This window comes from Aestuariimicrobium soli (assembly GCF_051192575.1).
In the GTDB taxonomy this organism is placed as follows: domain Bacteria; phylum Actinomycetota; class Actinomycetes; order Propionibacteriales; family Propionibacteriaceae; genus Aestuariimicrobium; species Aestuariimicrobium soli.
In genome coordinates this window covers 154863-171077 of record NZ_JBPJSQ010000001.1, presented here as the reverse complement: position 1 = coordinate 171077, position 16215 = coordinate 154863, and the positions used below count along the sequence as shown (strand labels likewise).

At 69.3% G+C, this 16215-nt stretch carries 17 protein-coding genes; 4 read left to right on the top strand and 13 right to left on the bottom strand.

What is annotated here, in order from left to right:
- Positions 1–32 precede the first annotated feature (32 nt).
- The 3 genes from acnA to ACSDQ9_RS00770 all read right to left on the bottom strand — a co-directional run bounded on the left by acnA (position 33) and on the right by ACSDQ9_RS00770 (position 6036).
- Entirely contained in the window at positions 33–2708 is a 2676-nt protein-coding gene (gene acnA, locus ACSDQ9_RS00780) for an aconitate hydratase AcnA (RefSeq protein ID WP_435142592.1), read from the bottom strand.
- A 95-nt stretch (positions 2709–2803) separates the two neighbouring features.
- Positions 2804–3991 (bottom strand): class I SAM-dependent RNA methyltransferase, encoded by a 1188-nt coding sequence (locus tag ACSDQ9_RS00775; protein WP_435142591.1) that lies wholly within the window; start codon positions 3989–3991, stop codon positions 2804–2806.
- Positions 3988–6036, bottom strand: a complete 2049-nt coding sequence (locus ACSDQ9_RS00770; RefSeq protein WP_435142590.1) for an APC family permease — start codon at positions 6034–6036, stop codon at positions 3988–3990. Before ACSDQ9_RS00770 ends, ACSDQ9_RS00775 begins: the two co-directional genes overlap by 4 nt.
- A gap of 115 nt (positions 6037–6151) precedes the next feature.
- Between ACSDQ9_RS00770 and ACSDQ9_RS00765 the strand changes: the two genes are divergently transcribed.
- Together ACSDQ9_RS00765 and ACSDQ9_RS00760 are read left to right on the top strand one after the other, a co-directional pair.
- Positions 6152–6799, top strand: coding sequence for a potassium channel family protein (locus tag ACSDQ9_RS00765; RefSeq protein ID WP_435142766.1), 648 nt, complete (start codon positions 6152–6154; stop codon positions 6797–6799).
- Between the two features lie 33 nt (positions 6800–6832).
- The gene (locus tag ACSDQ9_RS00760) at positions 6833–7513 is read left to right on the top strand and encodes a potassium channel family protein (protein WP_435142589.1); all 681 of its coding nucleotides are present in this window, start codon (positions 6833–6835) and stop codon (positions 7511–7513) included.
- A 51-nt stretch (positions 7514–7564) separates the two neighbouring features.
- Here ACSDQ9_RS00760 and ACSDQ9_RS00755 read toward each other — a convergent pair whose 3' ends face one another.
- From ACSDQ9_RS00755 to ACSDQ9_RS00740, 4 genes are read right to left on the bottom strand one after another with little or no spacing between them, the layout of a single operon-like run.
- Complete coding sequence (locus tag ACSDQ9_RS00755; protein WP_435142587.1) at positions 7565–7900, bottom strand: OB-fold nucleic acid binding domain-containing protein; 336 nt, start codon at positions 7898–7900, stop codon at positions 7565–7567.
- Between the two features lie 32 nt (positions 7901–7932).
- Positions 7933–8811 (bottom strand): DUF3710 domain-containing protein, encoded by an 879-nt coding sequence (locus ACSDQ9_RS00750; RefSeq protein WP_435142585.1) that lies wholly within the window; start codon positions 8809–8811, stop codon positions 7933–7935.
- Positions 8812–8820: 9 nt separating this feature from the next.
- Positions 8821–9303, bottom strand: a complete 483-nt coding sequence (gene dut / locus ACSDQ9_RS00745) for a dUTP diphosphatase (protein WP_435142583.1) — start codon at positions 9301–9303, stop codon at positions 8821–8823.
- The gene (locus tag ACSDQ9_RS00740) at positions 9300–9800 is read right to left on the bottom strand and encodes a DUF3093 domain-containing protein (protein WP_435142582.1); all 501 of its coding nucleotides are present in this window, start codon (positions 9798–9800) and stop codon (positions 9300–9302) included. Before ACSDQ9_RS00740 ends, dut begins: the two co-directional genes overlap by 4 nt.
- Before the next feature lie 71 nt (positions 9801–9871).
- Here ACSDQ9_RS00740 and ACSDQ9_RS00735 point away from each other — a divergent pair, with 71 nt between their 5' ends.
- Positions 9872–10159 carry a DUF4235 domain-containing protein gene (locus ACSDQ9_RS00735; protein ID WP_435142581.1) on the top strand — a complete coding sequence of 96 codons (288 nt, stop codon included), beginning with the start codon at positions 9872–9874 and terminating at the stop codon, positions 10157–10159.
- A gap of 2 nt (positions 10160–10161) precedes the next feature.
- Here the strand turns inward: ACSDQ9_RS00735 and ACSDQ9_RS00730 are convergent, their stop codons facing one another.
- Positions 10162–10458 carry a DUF4193 domain-containing protein gene (locus ACSDQ9_RS00730; protein ID WP_435142579.1) on the bottom strand — a complete coding sequence of 99 codons (297 nt, stop codon included), beginning with the start codon at positions 10456–10458 and terminating at the stop codon, positions 10162–10164.
- Positions 10459–10551: 93 nt separating this feature from the next.
- Positions 10552–11583, bottom strand: a complete 1032-nt coding sequence (gene hemH / locus ACSDQ9_RS00725) for a ferrochelatase (RefSeq protein ID WP_435142578.1) — start codon at positions 11581–11583, stop codon at positions 10552–10554.
- A 124-nt stretch (positions 11584–11707) separates the two neighbouring features.
- Between hemH and sepH the strand changes: the two genes are divergently transcribed.
- Complete coding sequence (gene sepH, locus ACSDQ9_RS00720) at positions 11708–12868, top strand: septation protein SepH (RefSeq protein ID WP_435142577.1); 1161 nt, start codon at positions 11708–11710, stop codon at positions 12866–12868.
- A gap of 12 nt (positions 12869–12880) precedes the next feature.
- Here sepH and ACSDQ9_RS00715 read toward each other — a convergent pair whose 3' ends face one another.
- From ACSDQ9_RS00715 to ACSDQ9_RS00700, 4 genes are read right to left on the bottom strand one after another with little or no spacing between them, the layout of a single operon-like run.
- On the bottom strand, positions 12881–13732 hold the full coding sequence (locus ACSDQ9_RS00715; protein WP_435142575.1) for a sulfurtransferase: 852 nt from the start codon (positions 13730–13732) through the stop codon (positions 12881–12883).
- Positions 13729–14403: a thymidine kinase gene (locus tag ACSDQ9_RS00710; RefSeq protein WP_435142573.1), complete on the bottom strand. Its 675-nt coding sequence runs from the start codon at positions 14401–14403 to the stop codon at positions 13729–13731. Before ACSDQ9_RS00710 ends, ACSDQ9_RS00715 begins: the two co-directional genes overlap by 4 nt.
- A complete protein-coding gene (locus ACSDQ9_RS00705) occupies positions 14396–15577 on the bottom strand; it encodes an alkaline phosphatase family protein (RefSeq protein WP_435142572.1) in 1182 nt (393 codons plus the stop codon). Before ACSDQ9_RS00705 ends, ACSDQ9_RS00710 begins: the two co-directional genes overlap by 8 nt.
- Positions 15574–16164: a DUF5998 family protein gene (locus ACSDQ9_RS00700; protein ID WP_435142571.1), complete on the bottom strand. Its 591-nt coding sequence runs from the start codon at positions 16162–16164 to the stop codon at positions 15574–15576. The genes ACSDQ9_RS00705 and ACSDQ9_RS00700 overlap by 4 nt, the downstream gene beginning before the upstream one ends.
- Positions 16165–16215: the final 51 nt, after the last annotated feature.

Genomic DNA, 16215 nt, shown 5'->3' with positions numbered 1-16215 from the left:
GGCCAGGTCGCCTCGTATCCGAGCCGATCGGATCAACTACCGGCAAGTTGCCGAAGCACGTACTGCATGATGCCGCCGTTGGTGTAGTAGGCCCGCTCCCCGGGGGTGTCGATGCGCACCACCGCGTCGAACTCGGTCACCTGACCGTCGGGCCCGGTGGCCGTGACGTGCATGGTGGCCGGGGTGGCACCCTCGTTGAGGGCCGTGACCCCGCTGATGGCGAAGGTCTCCTCGCCGGTCAGGCCCAGCGAGTCGGCGCTCTGGCCCTCGGGGAACTGCAGCGGGAGCACCCCCATGCCGATCAGGTTCGAACGGTGAATGCGCTCGTAGCTCTCGGCGATGACGGCCCGCACTCCCAGCAGGGCCGTGCCCTTGGCCGCCCAGTCGCGGGACGACCCCGAGCCGTACTCCTTGCCGGCCAGCACCACCAGCGGGATGCCCGCCGCCTGGTAGTTGACCGACGCGTCGTACACGGTGGCCACCGGTGCACCCTCGACGGTGAAGTCGCGGGTGAACCCACCCTCGGTGCCGGCGGCGATCTGGTTGCGCAGGCGAATGTTGGCGAAGGTGCCGCGAATCATCACCTCGTGGTTGCCACGACGGGAACCGTAGGAGTTGAAGTCGCGACGCTCGACGCCGTGCTCCTTGAGGTAGACACCAGCCGGCGAGTCGGCCTTGATCGACCCGGCCGGGGAGATGTGGTCGGTGGTGACCGAATCGCCCAACTTCAGCAGCACCCGTGCCCCGGCGATGTCCTGCACCGGCTCGGGCGTCGCGGGCATGCCCTCGAAGTACGGGGGCTTGCGCACGTAGGTCGAATCGTCGTCCCAGGCGAAGGTCTTGCCCTCGGGAGTGTCGAGGGCGGCCCAGCGCTCGTCCCCCTTGAAGACGTCGGCGTAACGCTCGACGTACATCTGCGAACTGATCGAGGAGTTGATGACCTCGTCGATCTCTTCGGGGGTCGGCCAGATGTCTCGCATGAAGACGTCGTTGCCGTCGGCATCCTGCCCGATCGGGTCGTTGAACAGGTCGATGTTCATCGTGCCGGCCAGCGCGTAGACGATCACCAGCATGGGGCTGGCCAGATAGTTCATCTTCACGTCGGGGCTGATGCGGCCCTCGAAGTTGCGGTTGCCCGAGAGCACGGCGGTGACGGCGAGGTCTTCGTCGTTGACGGCCTTCGAGATCTCGGGGATCAGCGGGCCGGTGTTGCCGATGCAGGTGACACAGCCGTAACCGACCAGGTTGAACCCGATCTGGTCGAGGTAGGTGTCCAGGCCCGACTTGGCGTAGTAGTCGGTGACCACCTGCGAGCCAGGAGCCAGCGAGGTCTTCACCCACGGCTTGCGGGTGAGGCCCTTCTCGACGGCCTTCTTGGCCACCAGTCCGGCGCCCAGCATGACGCTGGGGTTCGAGGTGTTGGTGCACGAGGTGATCGAGGCCACGGCCACCGCACCGTTGCGCAGATCGAAGGACGCGCCGTCGGCCAGGGTGACCGGCACGGCCTTGTCGCCGCTGGCCGAGTAGGTCGGCAGGTTGGTGTCGAAGTTGGTCTTCGACTCGGTCAGCTTGATGCGGTCCTGCGGGCGCTTGGGCCCGGCGATCGAGGGGACGACCGTGGCCAGGTCGAGCTCGATGTACTCCGAGAACGACGGCTCGTGCTGCGGGTCGTGCCACATGCCCTGCGCCTTGGCGTAGGCCTCCACGAGCGCGATCTGGTGCTCGTCGCGGCCGGTCAGGCGCAGGTAGTCGGTGGTCTTCTCGTCGATCGGGAAGACCGCGATGGTCGAGCCGTACTCGGGCGACATGTTGCCGATGGTCGCGCGGTTGGCCAGCGGCACCTCCGAGACGCCCTCGCCGTAGAACTCGACGAACTTGCCGACGACCTTGTGCTCACGCAGCATCTCGGTGATGGTGAGCACCAGGTCGGTGGCCGTGGTGCCCTCGTTGAGCTTGCCCTTCAGCTTGAAGCCGACGACACGCGGAATCAGCATCGACACGGGCTGGCCCAGCATGGCCGCCTCGGCCTCGATGCCACCCACCCCCCAGCCGACGACGCCGAGGCCGTTGACCATGGTGGTGTGCGAGTCGGTGCCCACACAGGTGTCGGGGTAGGCCTGCAGCACACCGTCGACGGTGCGCGGGAAGATCACCCGGGCCAGGTGCTCGATGTTGACCTGGTGGACGATGCCGGTGCCCGGGGGGACAACCTTGAAGTCGTCGAAGGCGGTCTGGCCCCACCGCAGGAACTGGTAGCGCTCACGGTTGCGCTGGTACTCGATGTCGGTGTTCTGCTGGAACGCCTCGGGGGTGCCGAAGACATCCGCGATCACCGAGTGGTCGATCACCATCTCAGCGGGCGACAGCGGGTTCACCTTGGCGGGGTCACCGCCCAGCTCGGCGACGGCCTCGCGCATGGTGGCCAGGTCGACCACGCACGGCACACCGGTGAAGTCCTGCATGATCACGCGCGCCGGCGTGAACTGGATCTCGCGGTTCGGCTCGGCGGTGGGGTCCCACTGGCCGAGGGCCGTGATGTCGTCCGCGGTGATGTTGGCGCCATCCTCGGTACGCAGCAGGTTCTCCAACAGCACCTTCAGGCTGTAGGGCAACTGCTCGTGCCCGGGAACCGTGTCGAGACGGAAGATCTCGTACTCGGTGCCCTGCACGTCGAGGGTGGACTTGGCTCCGAAGCTGTTCACGCTCATGGTGTCTCCTGTGGCTCAAAGTCTCTTGACGTCAAGATATCACGCGACCCGACGTCATCGCCGCCAGTCTGCCGCAATCGGTGCGTCGCCGAGCCTCAACGCGTGACTCTCGGACGGGGACGAAGGCTGGCCACCGCCTCCAGGTGATGGGTCATGCCGAACAGGTCGAAGCCCCGAATCCACTCCGGCTCCCAGCCCTGGTCGGCGAACAGCGCCAGGTCGCGCGCGAAGGCCGCCGGGTCGCAGCCAACATGCACGATCGCGCGCGCCCCCAGCCCCGCGACGTGCCGCACGACCTGCTTGCCCGCGCCCTGTCGGGCGGGGTCGAGCACCACCAGGTCGACCCGGGCGGGGAGTCGCCCCAATGCCCGGTCGAGCGGGGCGGCGATGAACCGAGCCTCGGGAACGTTCAGCCGGGCCTGCGCCACCGCCCGCTTGTTGATCTCGACGCCGGTGACCCTGACCCCTCGGTCGACCAGCGCGCCGGCGAACAGCCCCACGCCGCAGTAGAGATCGAGCGCGGTCTCCCCCGACCGCGGGTCGAGCCCCTCCAGCACCTGCTCGGTGAGCAGGGTGGCCGCGTGCGGGTGCACCTGCCAGAAGCCGGCGGGGTGCACGCGGAACTCGCGACCTGCCTCGTCCCCGTCAGGTACCCGATGTCGGACGAGCTCCGGCCCCGCGACGAGCTGCCCGTCGGCGAGCGCCGAGACCCCGTCCTCGCCGACGGCCAGGCGAAGCTCGCGGGTGTCGGGCCCCACCAGGGAGGCGGACAGGTCGACGGCGCCAAGGTCCGGGTGCGCGATCAGGCAACCCTGCTCCGGCAGGGGCACCACCCGATGGCTGCGGCGGGCGAGCATGCCGGGCCGCCCCTGGTCGTCCACCCGCAGGTCGAGTCGGGTGCGCCAGCCGGTCAGCCCGGGAACCTGGGTGACCTCGCCCTGCCAGGTGATGCCCGCGAGCCGCTGCAGTTGCTCGGCCAGCACGGCGGTCTTCCACGCCCACTGGCCCTGCTGCCCGACGTGCTGCAGGTCGCAGCCCCCGCACTCCCCGGCGACCGGGCACGGGGGCGCGACGCGGTCGTGGGAGGCGACGAGCACGTCGACGACCTCACCGCGCCAGAAGCTGGGCTTGCTGGTGTCGGTGATCCGGACGGTCACCCGCTCCCCCGGCAGCCCGCCGTGCACGAAGACGACGCGGCCGTCGTGCCGGGCCACGACATGACCACCATGCGCCACCCGTTCGAGATCGAGGGTGATCAGTGATCCGTCGGAGGGGTGACTCACCGCTCGCTCGCCCCGGACTGTTGGGCGGCCTCGGACTGTTGGGCGGCCTCGTGCTCGACCTCACTGCGCCAGGCCAGCGGATCCTCCTGCGAGAACCGCTCCCGCGACGACCGCAACTGGTACGGCACCGAGGTCACCATCACGCCACTCATGAAGTGCAGTCGGGTGCGGATCAGCAGGGCCGTCTGGTTGTGCAGGAACTGCTCCCACCAGTGCCCGACGACGAACTCGGGAATGAACACGTTGACGACATCGCGCGGGTTGGCCGAACGCAGGCCACGCACGTACTCGATGAACGGGCCGGTGAGCTCGCGGTAGGGCGAGGCCAGCACGCGCAGCCGAATGCCGAGGTCGGCCCTGTCCCAGTCCTCCATCAGGCGGTGGGTCTCGTCGTCGTCCGTCGACACGGTGACGGCCTCCAGCGCCGACACCCGTGCGGCCTTGGCGAACATCAGGGCGCGCAGCGTGGGCTTGTTGAGCTGGTGCACGAAGACCACATTGCGAATGCGGCTGGGCAGCACGCGATCGCTGTTCGACTGGATGCGAGTCTCCTCGGAGACCTTCTGGTAGTGGTGACGCACCAGCTTCATGACGCCGAAGACCGCGGCCATCGCGATGATCGCCAGGTAGGCGCCGTGGGTGAACTTCGAGATCAGCACGACCACCAGCACCACGCCGGTCATCGTCAGGCCGATCGCGTTGATCACCCGGGAGCGCTGCATGGTGGCGCGGCGGGCCGGGTCGTTCTCGGTGCGCAGATGCCTCGTCCAGTGACGCAGCATGCCGGTCTGGCTGACCGTGAACGAGACGAACACCCCGACCACGTAGAGCTGGATGAGCGCGGTCACCGAGGCGTCGAAGATCAGCACCAGCCCCGCGGCGGCGAAGGCCAGCAGCACGATGCCGTTGGAGTAGGCCAGTCGGTCACCGCGGCTGTGCAGCTGTTTGGGCAGGTAACCGTCGCGGGCGAGGATCGACCCCAGCACCGGGAACCCGTTGAACGCCGTGTTGGCCGCCAGGAACAGGATCACCATCGTGGCGATGATCACGAAGTAGAACGCGGGCCGGAAGTCGGCGAAGACCGTGCTGGCCAGCTGGCCGACGGCGGTGCTCGCCTGCTCGTGCCGTTGGGTGCCGTCGGGCAACAGGTAGTACGAACCCCCGTGGTCGTCGATCAGGTGCACCTTGAGCTGGTTCGACAACACGATGATGCCGAGCAGCATGGTGACCGCGATGCCACCCAGCAACGCCAGCGTGGTGGCCGCGTTGTGGCTCTTGGGCTCCTTGAAGGCCGGCACGCCGTTCGAGATCGCCTCCACACCCGTCAGGGCCGCACAACCGGACGAGAAGGCCCGCGCCAGCAGGGCAACCATGGCGAAACCGGTCATCGCCGTGTACTGCGGGTCGACGCCCACCACCTGCCAGTCGGCCGTCGGCGCGCGCAGCTGGTTGCCGAGCACGAAGATCTGGAACAGACCCCACAGGGTCATGCCGATGATGCCCACCATGAAGCAGTAGGTCGGGATCGAGAACAGAGTGCCCGACTCCTTGACACCCCGCAGGTTCAACAGCATCAGGACGAGCACGACGATCGCCGCGATCCAGCCCTCGTGACCCCGGATGAACGGCAGCATCGCCTCGGCGTTCTGAATGCCCGACGAGACCGAGACGGCCACCGTGAGCACGTAGTCGACGAGCAGGGCACTGGCCACCGTGAGCCCGGCATTGGGACCGAGATTGACGGTGGCCACCTCGTAGTCGCCACCACCCGAGGGGTAGGCGTGCACCGTCTGGCGGTAGCTGAGCACCACCACCAACATCACGCAGGCGACGGCCAGCCCGATCTTCCACGAGAAGGCGAAACCGGCCATGCCGGCCAGCGACAGGGTCAGCAGGATCTCATCGGGTGCGTAGGCCACCGACGACAGGGCGTCGGAGGCGAACACGGGCAGCGCGATGCGCTTGGGCAGCAGTGTCTCGCTCATCTGGGCACTGGCTAGCTTGCGCCCCACCAGCAGGCGTTTGAGGGCATCGACCGCGTTCACGAGCGGCAACAATACGCCAGCCTCGGCACAGCGTAGGCTGACCCGCGAGAGTGCGGTCGGCGGCTGGTTCGGGCCGGTCGCTGCGACGAAAGGATGGGGCGTGCACATCGTCATCATGGGATGCGGACGAGTGGGCTCGACGTTGGCGCGCGCGCTCGAGAAGCGCGGCCACTCGGTGGCGATGATCGACGTCGATGTCGAGGCCTTCCGTCGGCTCGGCCCGGACTTCCGCGGTGAGACCGTCAAGGGAGTCGGCTTCGACCGCGAGGTGCTGCAGCAGGCGGGCATCGAGCGGGCGGGCGGATTCGCCGCCGTCTCGTCCGGCGACAACTCCAACGTGCTCGCCGCCCGCACGGTGCGCGAGGAGTTCGGGGTCGACAACGTGGTGGCTCGCATCTACGACCAGGGGCGCGCCGAGGTCTATGAACGCCTCGGCATCCCGACCGTGGCGACCGTGCGGTGGGCCGCCAACCAGGTGCTGCGCTCGTTGCTCCCCGAGGGTTCCGAGCCGGTGTGGCGCGACCCGGCTGGCGCGGTGCGCCTCGTCCAGATCCATCATCACGAGGCGTGGGTGGGCAAGAAGGTCTGGCTCATCCAGGAGAAGCTGCGCACGCCGCTGCCCTTCGTGATGCGCTTCGGCAAGGGCATCGTGCCCAACGCCGAGACCGTGCTGCAGGACGGCGACCTGCTCTACGTCGCCGTTGACTCCGAGCGCCTCGACGAGGTCGAGTCGGCCCTGGCGAACCCGCCCGTCAAGCACTGACCACCCAGCGATCCACCACAGAAAGCAACCACCATGCGAGTCGCCATCGTCGGAGCCGGCAATGTCGGACGATCGATCGCCCGCGAGCTGATCGTCAACGGTCACTCCGTGCTGCTGATCGACCGTGACCCCAAGGCGATCAAGCCCGAGTCGGTCGCCGACGCCGAGTGGCTGCTCGCCGACGCCTGCGAGCTGGACACCCTCGAGGAGGCGCGGCTCGACAGCTGCGACGTGTCGATCGCGGCCACCGGCGACGACAAGGTGAACCTCGTGCACTCGCTGCTGGCGAAGACCGAGTTCGCCGTGCCGCGCACCGTCGCCCGGGTGAACCACCCCGGCAACGAGTGGATGTTCGATGAGGTGTGGGGTGTTGACGTGGCCGTGTCGACCCCACGCCTGATGTCGGCCCTGGTCGAAGAGGCGGTCAGCGTCGGCGACCTGGTGCGCCTGTTCACGTTCCAGCAGGGCTCGGCCAACCTGGTCGAACTCACCCTGCCCGCGGTCTCGCCCGTCGTCGGGGTGAAGATGCGCGACATCACCCTGCCCGGCGACGCCGTGCTGGTGGCGCTGATCCGTGACGGGGTCGCCACGGCGCCCGAGAAGGACGGGGCGTTGGAGGGTGGGGACGAGCTGCTGTTCGTGATCTCACCGGAGCACGAGACGTCGCTGCGCGAGCTGTTGGCCCCGCGGGAGAAGCCCCAGCCCGCTCAGTGAGGGTGCCCCTCAGTCAGTCAATGAGCTGATGCTCAGTCAATGATCTGGTACTCAGTCAATGATTTGGTACTGGGGATTGAAGATCACCTTGCGGCCGCGATCATTGGCCAACCGCCCCTGCACGCGCAGGCGTCGACCACTCTCGATGCCGGGAATGTGGTCGCGGCCCATCCACACCAACGTCACCTTGCCGGTGCCGTCGGTCAGGTCGGCCTCGAGCCAGCGACGGTCGCCGCGGGGCTCGACCGTCAGGCAGTTGATCAGCCCCTGCACCTGCACCCGGTCGCGCATCGAGCAGGCGTCGACCCGGGCACAGCCCGACTTCAGCGACTCCTTGGCGAGCGCGCGATCGGCCACCTCGGCGTCGGACTGCACCAGCCGTCGCATGGCCTGTAGGAATCCACCCTCACCCATCATCGTCAGCCCTCGACCGGAACCATGGATTCGGGCAGCGACATCGGGATGAGGTCGCCGGGAACCTTCGCCTCGGTGCCACGGCGGACGACCGTGTTGCGGAAGACCTCGAGCAGCAGTTCGGCATCGGGGTCGGAGAAGTCGTCGGAGAGCGCCGCCTGACCCATCAGCGTGCCACGCAGCAGCCAGCGCGGGCCCTGGGCGTACCAGGTGCGCGACACGTGCAGCAGTTCCTGACCGTCCTCGGTCTGCACCGGCTGCTGGCGACGCACGTCGGGGCCGTAGGGGCCCTGGCTGACGGTCGCCTGCGCGCCCTGCTCCGGCGCCGCGTTGACCACCTCGGCCACCACGTCGTCCACCATCGACGTCGACAGCGGGGCGGCGAACAGGGCCAGCTCCAGCGCCGACTGGCCCGCCATGATCAGCGCGCTCTGCACCTGGTTGGTGGCCTGGTCGGCCTGCAACTGCATCTGCATGTCTTCGAACGGCGTGATGATCAGCGTGCCGAAGTCGAGCCGGTCGACGTCGTCGGCCTCGAGATCGACCTCGTCGATGTCGAAGGGGCCGTCCGCGCGCACGCTGTCGTCCAACGGCGTGCCCGCCTCGTCCTCGTCGTCCTCGTCGTCCTCGGGTTCGTCGTCGAGGTCGTCCTCGTCGTCACCCTCGGGCTCGTCGTCATCAAGTTCGTCGTCGTCGAGCTCGTCATCCTCGAGCTCGTCGTCGTCGGTCGCCACGGGAGCACCCTCGTCGTCCAGCACCTCGTCGGCGTACTCCTCGGAATCGACGCCGTGCTCCACCTCGCCGGTGGCCTTCTTCTTGCGTCCGAAGATCACGTGAGTCCTTCCCTCGAGACTGCGTGCCGCCCGCACGTGCTGCGGGCACACACGTCAAGTCTAGACACTTTCGGAGGCCCCGAACCCGCCCGTCGACCCGAAGCCCCCGGCTCCGCGCTCACTGGGTGGCAGGTCGTCCACCTCGACGAGGCGGGCGATGCCCACGCGTTGGAAGATGATCTGGCCGGCGCGGTCGCCGCGTCGCAGCTGGATCGGTTCGCGCGGATCGGTGTTCAGCAGGCACAGGTGGATCTCGCCGCGGAAGCCGGCGTCGATGGTGCCCGGCGCGTTGACCATGGTGAGTCCGTGTCGCGCAGCCAGCCCGGAACGCGGGTGCACCAATCCGACCCACCCCTCGGGGATGGCCAGGGCGATCCCGGTGCGCACGAGCACGCGCTCCCCCGGTTGCAGGGTGACGTCGACGGCGGTGAGCAGGTCCATGCCGGCGTCGCCCGCCCGGGCGTAGGCGGGCAGCGGCAGGTCGGGGTCGAGCCGGCGCACCAGCACCTCGGGTCGCTGGATGTCTGGTCGCTCGGCGGTCATCGGGCCGATCCTGTCGTCTCGTGGGCGGCCGGGGCGTTCAACACCGTCGCCAGCCGGTCGGGGTGCCGGGTCGCGACCAGCCAACTGGTGTGCCGATCGGCGGGGTCGGTCAACTCACAGCGCACGGCACCGCCCAACCACGGACGAAGGTGCAGCCACTCGCCGGTGCGCCCCTCGCGCAGTGCGGCCTTGCTGCGGGCTCCCGTCAGCGGGACGACCTCACCCAGGTACCGGGTCTCGATGGTGGCCCCGTCGACGGCGAACCAGCCGTCGGCGACCACGATCCGTGCGCGCCCCCAGCCCCACAACCCCAGGGCCGTCAGGCCGAACACCACGACGGCTGTGCCGAGCCCCCATCGGTCACCCAGGAAGGCCCACACCGCCACCACCAACGAGGCGGCGAGCAATCCCAGTCCGGCCCACCACGCCCCGGGAACGGTCTGGCGTTCGGCGTAGGCCGGGCTGGCGGGCGTCACGCTGCTGTCGACGTCACTCACTGATGCTGCCCTCGATCATGGGCCCACCGTAGTGCCGCGCGCTGCGTCGCCGCACGCCTAGGATGGGCGGCATGAAGCTCACCGACAAGATTCTGCTCAAGGTCTCGGCGGCCATCCTGGGAACGGTGGCGACCGTGGCCACCCAGAAGCTGCTCGCCTCCGGGTGGGAGTTCGTCACCGGGGAGGAGCCCCCGGAGCCGGGCGACCCCGAGGTCTCCGCCGGGGCCGCCTTCAGCTGGGTGCTCGCCAGTGCCGTGGGGTACGGGCTGAGCCAGCTGGCGGTGCAGCGGGCCACCGCGCGCATGACCACCAAGCGGGGCGGTCTGCCGAAGGCTCACCCGTTGCAGTTCAAGATCTGAACTCAGACGCAGTCGACGCAGATCGGTCCGCGCTTGGTCTCCTCGGCCAGCTGGCTGCGCTGCTTCACCAGAAAGCAGCTCACGCAGGTGAACTCGTTGGCCTGCCGGGGCAGCACCCGAACCGTGAGTTCCTCGTGGGACAGGTCGGCGCCGGGCAGCTCGAACGATTCGGCGGCCTCCACCTCGTCCTCGTCGACCTTGCCCGAGTTCTTGTCGTTGCGACGAGTCTTGAGCTCCTCGAGGGAGTCCTCGTTCATCTCCTCGTCGGTCTTGCGCGGAGCGTCGTAATCAGTCGCCATCGGTGTGGTCTCCCCGTTGTCTCGTGCCGTGCTTCCCTGCGCCGGGCAGGGTGTCGCGGCATTCCTATCACAGCGGTCAAGGGGCGAGCGACCTCAGTTCACGGCGGCGCGCTGTGGGTCGCGCAGGTTGCGGCAGCAGCCCGCCCCGCCACACCCGGGTGGGCCCAATTCAGGATCACCCAGTTCAGGATCACGGGCGGCCGCCTGCTCGATCCGGTCCGCCAGCGCACGCACGAATGCGGGGTGCACCCCTGCCGTGGCCGCGCGGGCCATGGCCAACCCCAGCCGATCGCAGGTCTCGCGGGCCTGCGTGTCGAGGTCGTAGATCACCTCCATGTGGTCGGAGGTGAACCCGATCGGCGCGAGCACCACGGCCTCGACCCCAGCATCGCTCAGCTGCTCCAGGTGGTCGTTCACGTCGGGAACCAGCCACGGCTGGCTCGGAGGGCCGGAACGCGAGCAGTAGACGAGGTCGTGGCCCTCGATCCCGAGCCTGGCACAGATCCGCGTGGCCACTTCGCGGTGCCAGGTCTCGTAGGCGCCGGACTCGTCCGCCGGCCCGGAGGCGTCATTCATCGCGGTGGGGATGGAGTGGGTCACGAACACGACCCGGGCTCCCGGGCGCTCGGCCAGGGCGGCGGCGACCGCATCGGCATTGGCCTCGACATAGCCCTCGTCCATCGCGTAGTTGCCCACGCGGCGGAACTCGAACGGGGCCTGCAGGTCGGCGGCGGCCTCGGCCAGGGCCTCGCGGTAGCTCCGGCACCCGGAATAGCTCGGGTAGGCGGCCGTGGTGAGCACCACCAGACGGTGCTGGCCGGCCTCGTGTGCCCGGGCGAGCGTGTCGGGAAGGAAGGGGTGCCAGTTGCGGTTGCCCCACAGGATGGGCCAGTCGTGACCGCGAGCGGCCAGTTCGCGCTCGAGGGCGGCGATCAGCTCCTTGTTCTGGTCGTTGATGGGGCTTCGTCCACCGAACAGGAAGTAGTGCTGGCCGACCTCGCGCAGGCGCTCGTCGGGGATGTTGGCCCCGCGGGTGACGTTCTGGAGGAAGGGAACGACGTCCTCGGGGGCCTCCGGCCCACCGAAACTGACCAGCAGGACTCCGTCGACGGGGTGTTCACTCATGCCTCAATCGTTGCACAGCCCGCCGACGGCACCCTCCTCGCAAGGGTCAAGTTTCGGTTCACGCCGACGCGCGGTTGTCGGGGGTGCGCGGTAGGGTCGGGCGGAAGAATGGTGAGGACGAGCATTGTCTGCAGATCATCGAGGACTTGTCCGCGCCTCTCGCCATGCCCCCGTCCCACGTCAGGACGTACCGCACCAGGACGCATTGGAGATCCCCATGGAGAGCGCGCTCAGCCCCCGCGACATCCAGACCCGCATCCGCTCGGGTGAGAGTCTCGACGAGGTCGCAGCGGCCGCGGGTGTGCCCGCCGAGAAGGTCGAGGTCTTCGCCGCCCCGGTGTTGGCCGAACGTGAGCACGTCGCCGGCAGCGCCCAGCAGGCCCCCGTGCGGCGCACCGGCGAGTCCTCGTCGGCCCGTGCGCTGAAGGCCGTCATCGCCGAGCGGCTGCAGCAGCGCGGCATCGACGTCGACGACGTGGTCTGGGACGCCTGGCGCGAGCCGGATCGCAGTTGGACGATCGTGGTGCGCTACCAGTCGGGTTCGGCCGACCACGAGGGACGATTCCGCTTCGATCCGCGCGCGCGCTTCTCGGTGGCCCGCAATGACGAGGCCCGCTGGCTGATCGGCGAAGTCACCTCCAAGCACGGCCCCCAACCGGGCCGCCAACCTGCTCGCCGCCCCAACGACCCCGACCACGAGCCAACGGTCGACCTGAACGACGAGTTGGCGCTGGTGCGCGCCGTGCAGCCGACCGGCCCCACCGCAGCCGCCGCCGAGACCCGGGTCCAGGGGACCTCGTCCGACGAACCCGACGACTACAGCGAGGCCGAGCTGCAGGAGGTCGACGGCGTCTACGACATCGTGCCGCAGCAGTCGGAGCTCGACGTGTTGTACGAGATGTTGTCGTCGTTCAACGAGGACTCGGTGAACATCTACGCCGGGCTCACCCAGCCGGTGGTCGACGAGATCATGGCCTCCGATGAGCCCCCGGCCCCCGACGCCACAACTGACTCCGACAACGACTCCAGCGGCGAGCTCAGCCTGCCCCACGGACAGCCCGAGGGCATGGAGCAGGATCCGCTGATCGACAGCGTGCTGCTCGAGCGTTCCGAGGTCGAGGCGGGCGACCCTCAGTCCACGGAGGTCGAACCCGAGCCGACCGAGGCGACCGAGGTGCCGGATCCGCCCAAGAAGACCACCCGCCCGCGCACCCGCAAGAAGTCCGGGCGCGCCAGCGTGCCCAGCTGGGACGAGATCATGTTCGGCGGGCCGAAGGAGTCCTGACGCGGCCGGGGGTCACTCCCCCGTCGCCACCGGCCTCGTCGGATCGGAGATCCAGTCCGACCACGATCCCGGGTAGATCGCCAGGCCACGCAGACCGGCCGACTCCGCCGCGAGCACGGCCTGACAGGCCGTCACCCCCGAGCCGCAACTGAACGCGTCCCCCGGGCGCAGGCCGGCGAAGTGTTCGCGAATGCGCTCGGACGAGGCGAATCCCTCGGCGCCGGCGATGTCACCGGCCGGCCGCGACACCGCACCGGGAATGTGCCCGGCAACGGGATCGATGGTCTCGTCCTCACCGCGGAAGCGATTGGCACCGCGCACGTCGACGATGGTGCGTCCGGCGGCGAGGGCGGCGGCCACCTCGTCCGCATCGAGTCGGGGCATCGATCCGGGACGCAGCACCACACTGCCCGCCTCAGGCTGCGGCACCTCGTCGGTGACCTGGCCGCCGGCGGCCACCCAGGCGGCCAGTCCCCCGTCGAGCACCTGCACCTCGGTCTGCCCGCCGTCGCGCAGCAACCACCAGGCCCGGGCGGCGGCCAGGGAGCTGCCCTGGTCGTAGATCACGACGTGGGAGGTCTCGTTGACCCCGGCGCGACGCATCGCCTGCTGCAGGTCGACCACGTCGGGCAGCGGATGACGACCGCCGCGCCCGTCGCTGCGCGGGTGGGCCGCCAGTTCGCTCTCCAGATCGACGTGCACCGCCCCGGGCAGGTGACCGGCGGCGTACTCGCGTCGTCCGCGATCGGGTTCGGTGAGGTACCAGCGGGTGTCGAGTAGCACCAGGTCGTGCTGGTCGGGGTCGTCGGAATCGGCGGCCACCAGGGCCGCCAGCTCGTCGACGGTGATGAGCGGGCTGGTCATGCGTCCTCCTCGAACGGCAGCACGTCGGGGCTGAGGGTGGCCATCGCCACCTGCTTCGACATCTTCATGTGGTGGTGCTTGCGACACAGCACCTCGTAGCGCACGACGTGGGGGGCGGTTCGCGGTTCCCCGGTGGGGTCGTCCGCGGTGTCGCCGACCACCACCTGCGAGCCCTCGGTGACCATCACGCCGTCGACGGTGCGGGCGTTGTGGGTGGCCCGGTTGCCGCACCAGCACAGCGGGCGCACCTGCAGGGTCTCCATGCGGTCGGCGAGTTCGACCAGCCGTTTCGATCCGGGGAACAGTTCAGTGCGGAAGTCGGCGAGAATGCCGAAGCAAAGCACGTCGATGCCGAGCTCGTCGGCGACGCGCGCCAGTTGCTCCACTTGGGCGCTGGTGTAGAACTGAGCCTCGTCGCAGATCACGTAATCGATCCGGCGCCCGGCGGTGAGCCCGGCCACGACGTGATCGAAGAAGTTGAAGGTCTCGATCACCTCGGTTGCCGAGCGCGACAGCCCGATGCGCGAGGTGATCACGGCGTCACCGGAGCGGTCCTGGCAGGTGAACAGTTCCCCCTGCCGGTCGTGGGCCGACTGGGTGTGGTCCATCTGCAGGGCCAGGGTCGACTTGCCGCAGTCCATGGGGCCGGTGAAGAACACCAGTTCAGCCATGGTCGACCACCAGCGGCACCAGCATCTCGTCGGCCGTGAGCGACCCGTGCATGCCGACCAGGGTGAACTCGCCGGGCAGGGTCGTGCTCATCACGGCCCACCGATCGCGAGCGGCCACGAGCACGTCGCCGATGCGGTCGGACACCGTGGGCGCGACCTCACCGAACCAACCCTCGGCCAGCGCCTCCTCGCGGGTGCGCACCCAGGCCCGCTCACCGAGCAGGGCCGCCCAGCGCCGGGCCACCTCGTCCGGCTCGTCGGTGTAGAGCTGCCGCAGGCGCCCCTCGCCGGCCAGGGCGTCGACCCCGCGCACCAACTCGGGCTCCTCCTCGAACACCAACCGCGAGTCGAAGGGCACGTCGACCATGCCGTGGTCGCCGGTGACGACCAGGCAGACGTCGTCGTCGAGACTGCGGCGCAGGTCGGCCAGCCACCCGTCGACCCGCTCGAGCGCGATCAGCCAGTCGTCACTGTCGACGCCCCGGCTGTGGCCGGTGTGGTCGACGGAGCGGTCGTAGACGTAGACGAGGCTGCGCTCACCCTCGCGGGACGCCCGCACGGTCTTCTCGGTGCGCAGGTCGAGGTCGTCCTCGCGCGACATGGGGACGAACCGCCCTCCCCGCAGGGCCGACTCGGTGAGGCCCGAGCCCTCGTGCCGGGCCGGCATCACCCGCGACACCGCCACCGACTGACCCACCAGTTCCTCCAGCACCGTGCGATGCGGCTGGAACGTGTGGGGGTCGACGCTGGCATCCCAGGTGAGGGCGTTCATCACCGGGCGCCCCTTCTGTGGGCGGAACATGTAGCCGACGACGCCGTGCTGACCCGGCACCCGACCCGTGCCCAGCGAGGTGATCGAGGTGGCCGTGGTCGACGGCACCCCCGAGGTGATCGGACGAGCCTGGGCGAAGCGCCGCCCGAGCCAGCGCGCGTGGCCGAGCGCCCGCTGGGTGATCGTCCACCCCAACCCGTCGACCAGCGCGACGACGTAGCGACGGGCAGGGGGCAGCCCCAGCGTGTTCGGATGGGACGTGACCCCCAGGGCCGCCGCCACCGACGGCATCAGGTCGGACAGTGAGGCCAAACCGTGCGCGGGCGCGATCAGCTGGCCGGCGTCGCGCTCGGCCAGGAGATCGCGCGAACTGGGCAGATCGGGGGAAGTGGGCACCGTCATCGACCGATGGCCCGCTGCAGCGCCGTGCCGAACTCCACCAGCTGGGCCACCTTGTCGGGGCCGTCGGCGGTCGGGCTCATGCGCACCGTGATGTCGTCGTTGACCAGCGAGCCCGTGTAGCCGTGGTCGGCATCGCACTCGGGGTCGGCGCAACCGGCGCGCTCGAGGTCGACCCGCCGCATCGTGCCCCAGCCCAGCGTCAGCCAGGTCTCGACGACCGCCTGGTCGGCGCTCGCCCCCGGAGCGAAGCGGCTGGGGTTCGCGATCACCCGGGTGAGCGAGACCGCGCTGATGGAACTGAGCGGGATCGACTCCGTCGAGGTGATGGCGGTCGCCCCCTGGTCAGGGCGGTCACTCTGTTCGTCGGTGTGACCGATCACCAGGCGGGTCGGCGTGAGCACCAGCACCGTCAGGTGCCTCAGCACTTCCTCGGAGGTGAAGGTGGCCTCGTGGTGCACCAGCGAGGCGACCTCGGGCTCGTCCCCGATGCACCGGGCGACGGCATCGGTCACCACCTCGGGGTAGTAGCCGGCATCGAAGATCTGTGCCCTCAGCGTCGGGGTCACGGCGTCTGCTCCAGAGTCCACCCACTCACCCTACTGGCGGGCGGCCCTCGGGGGCACCGGGCGTTGGCTAGG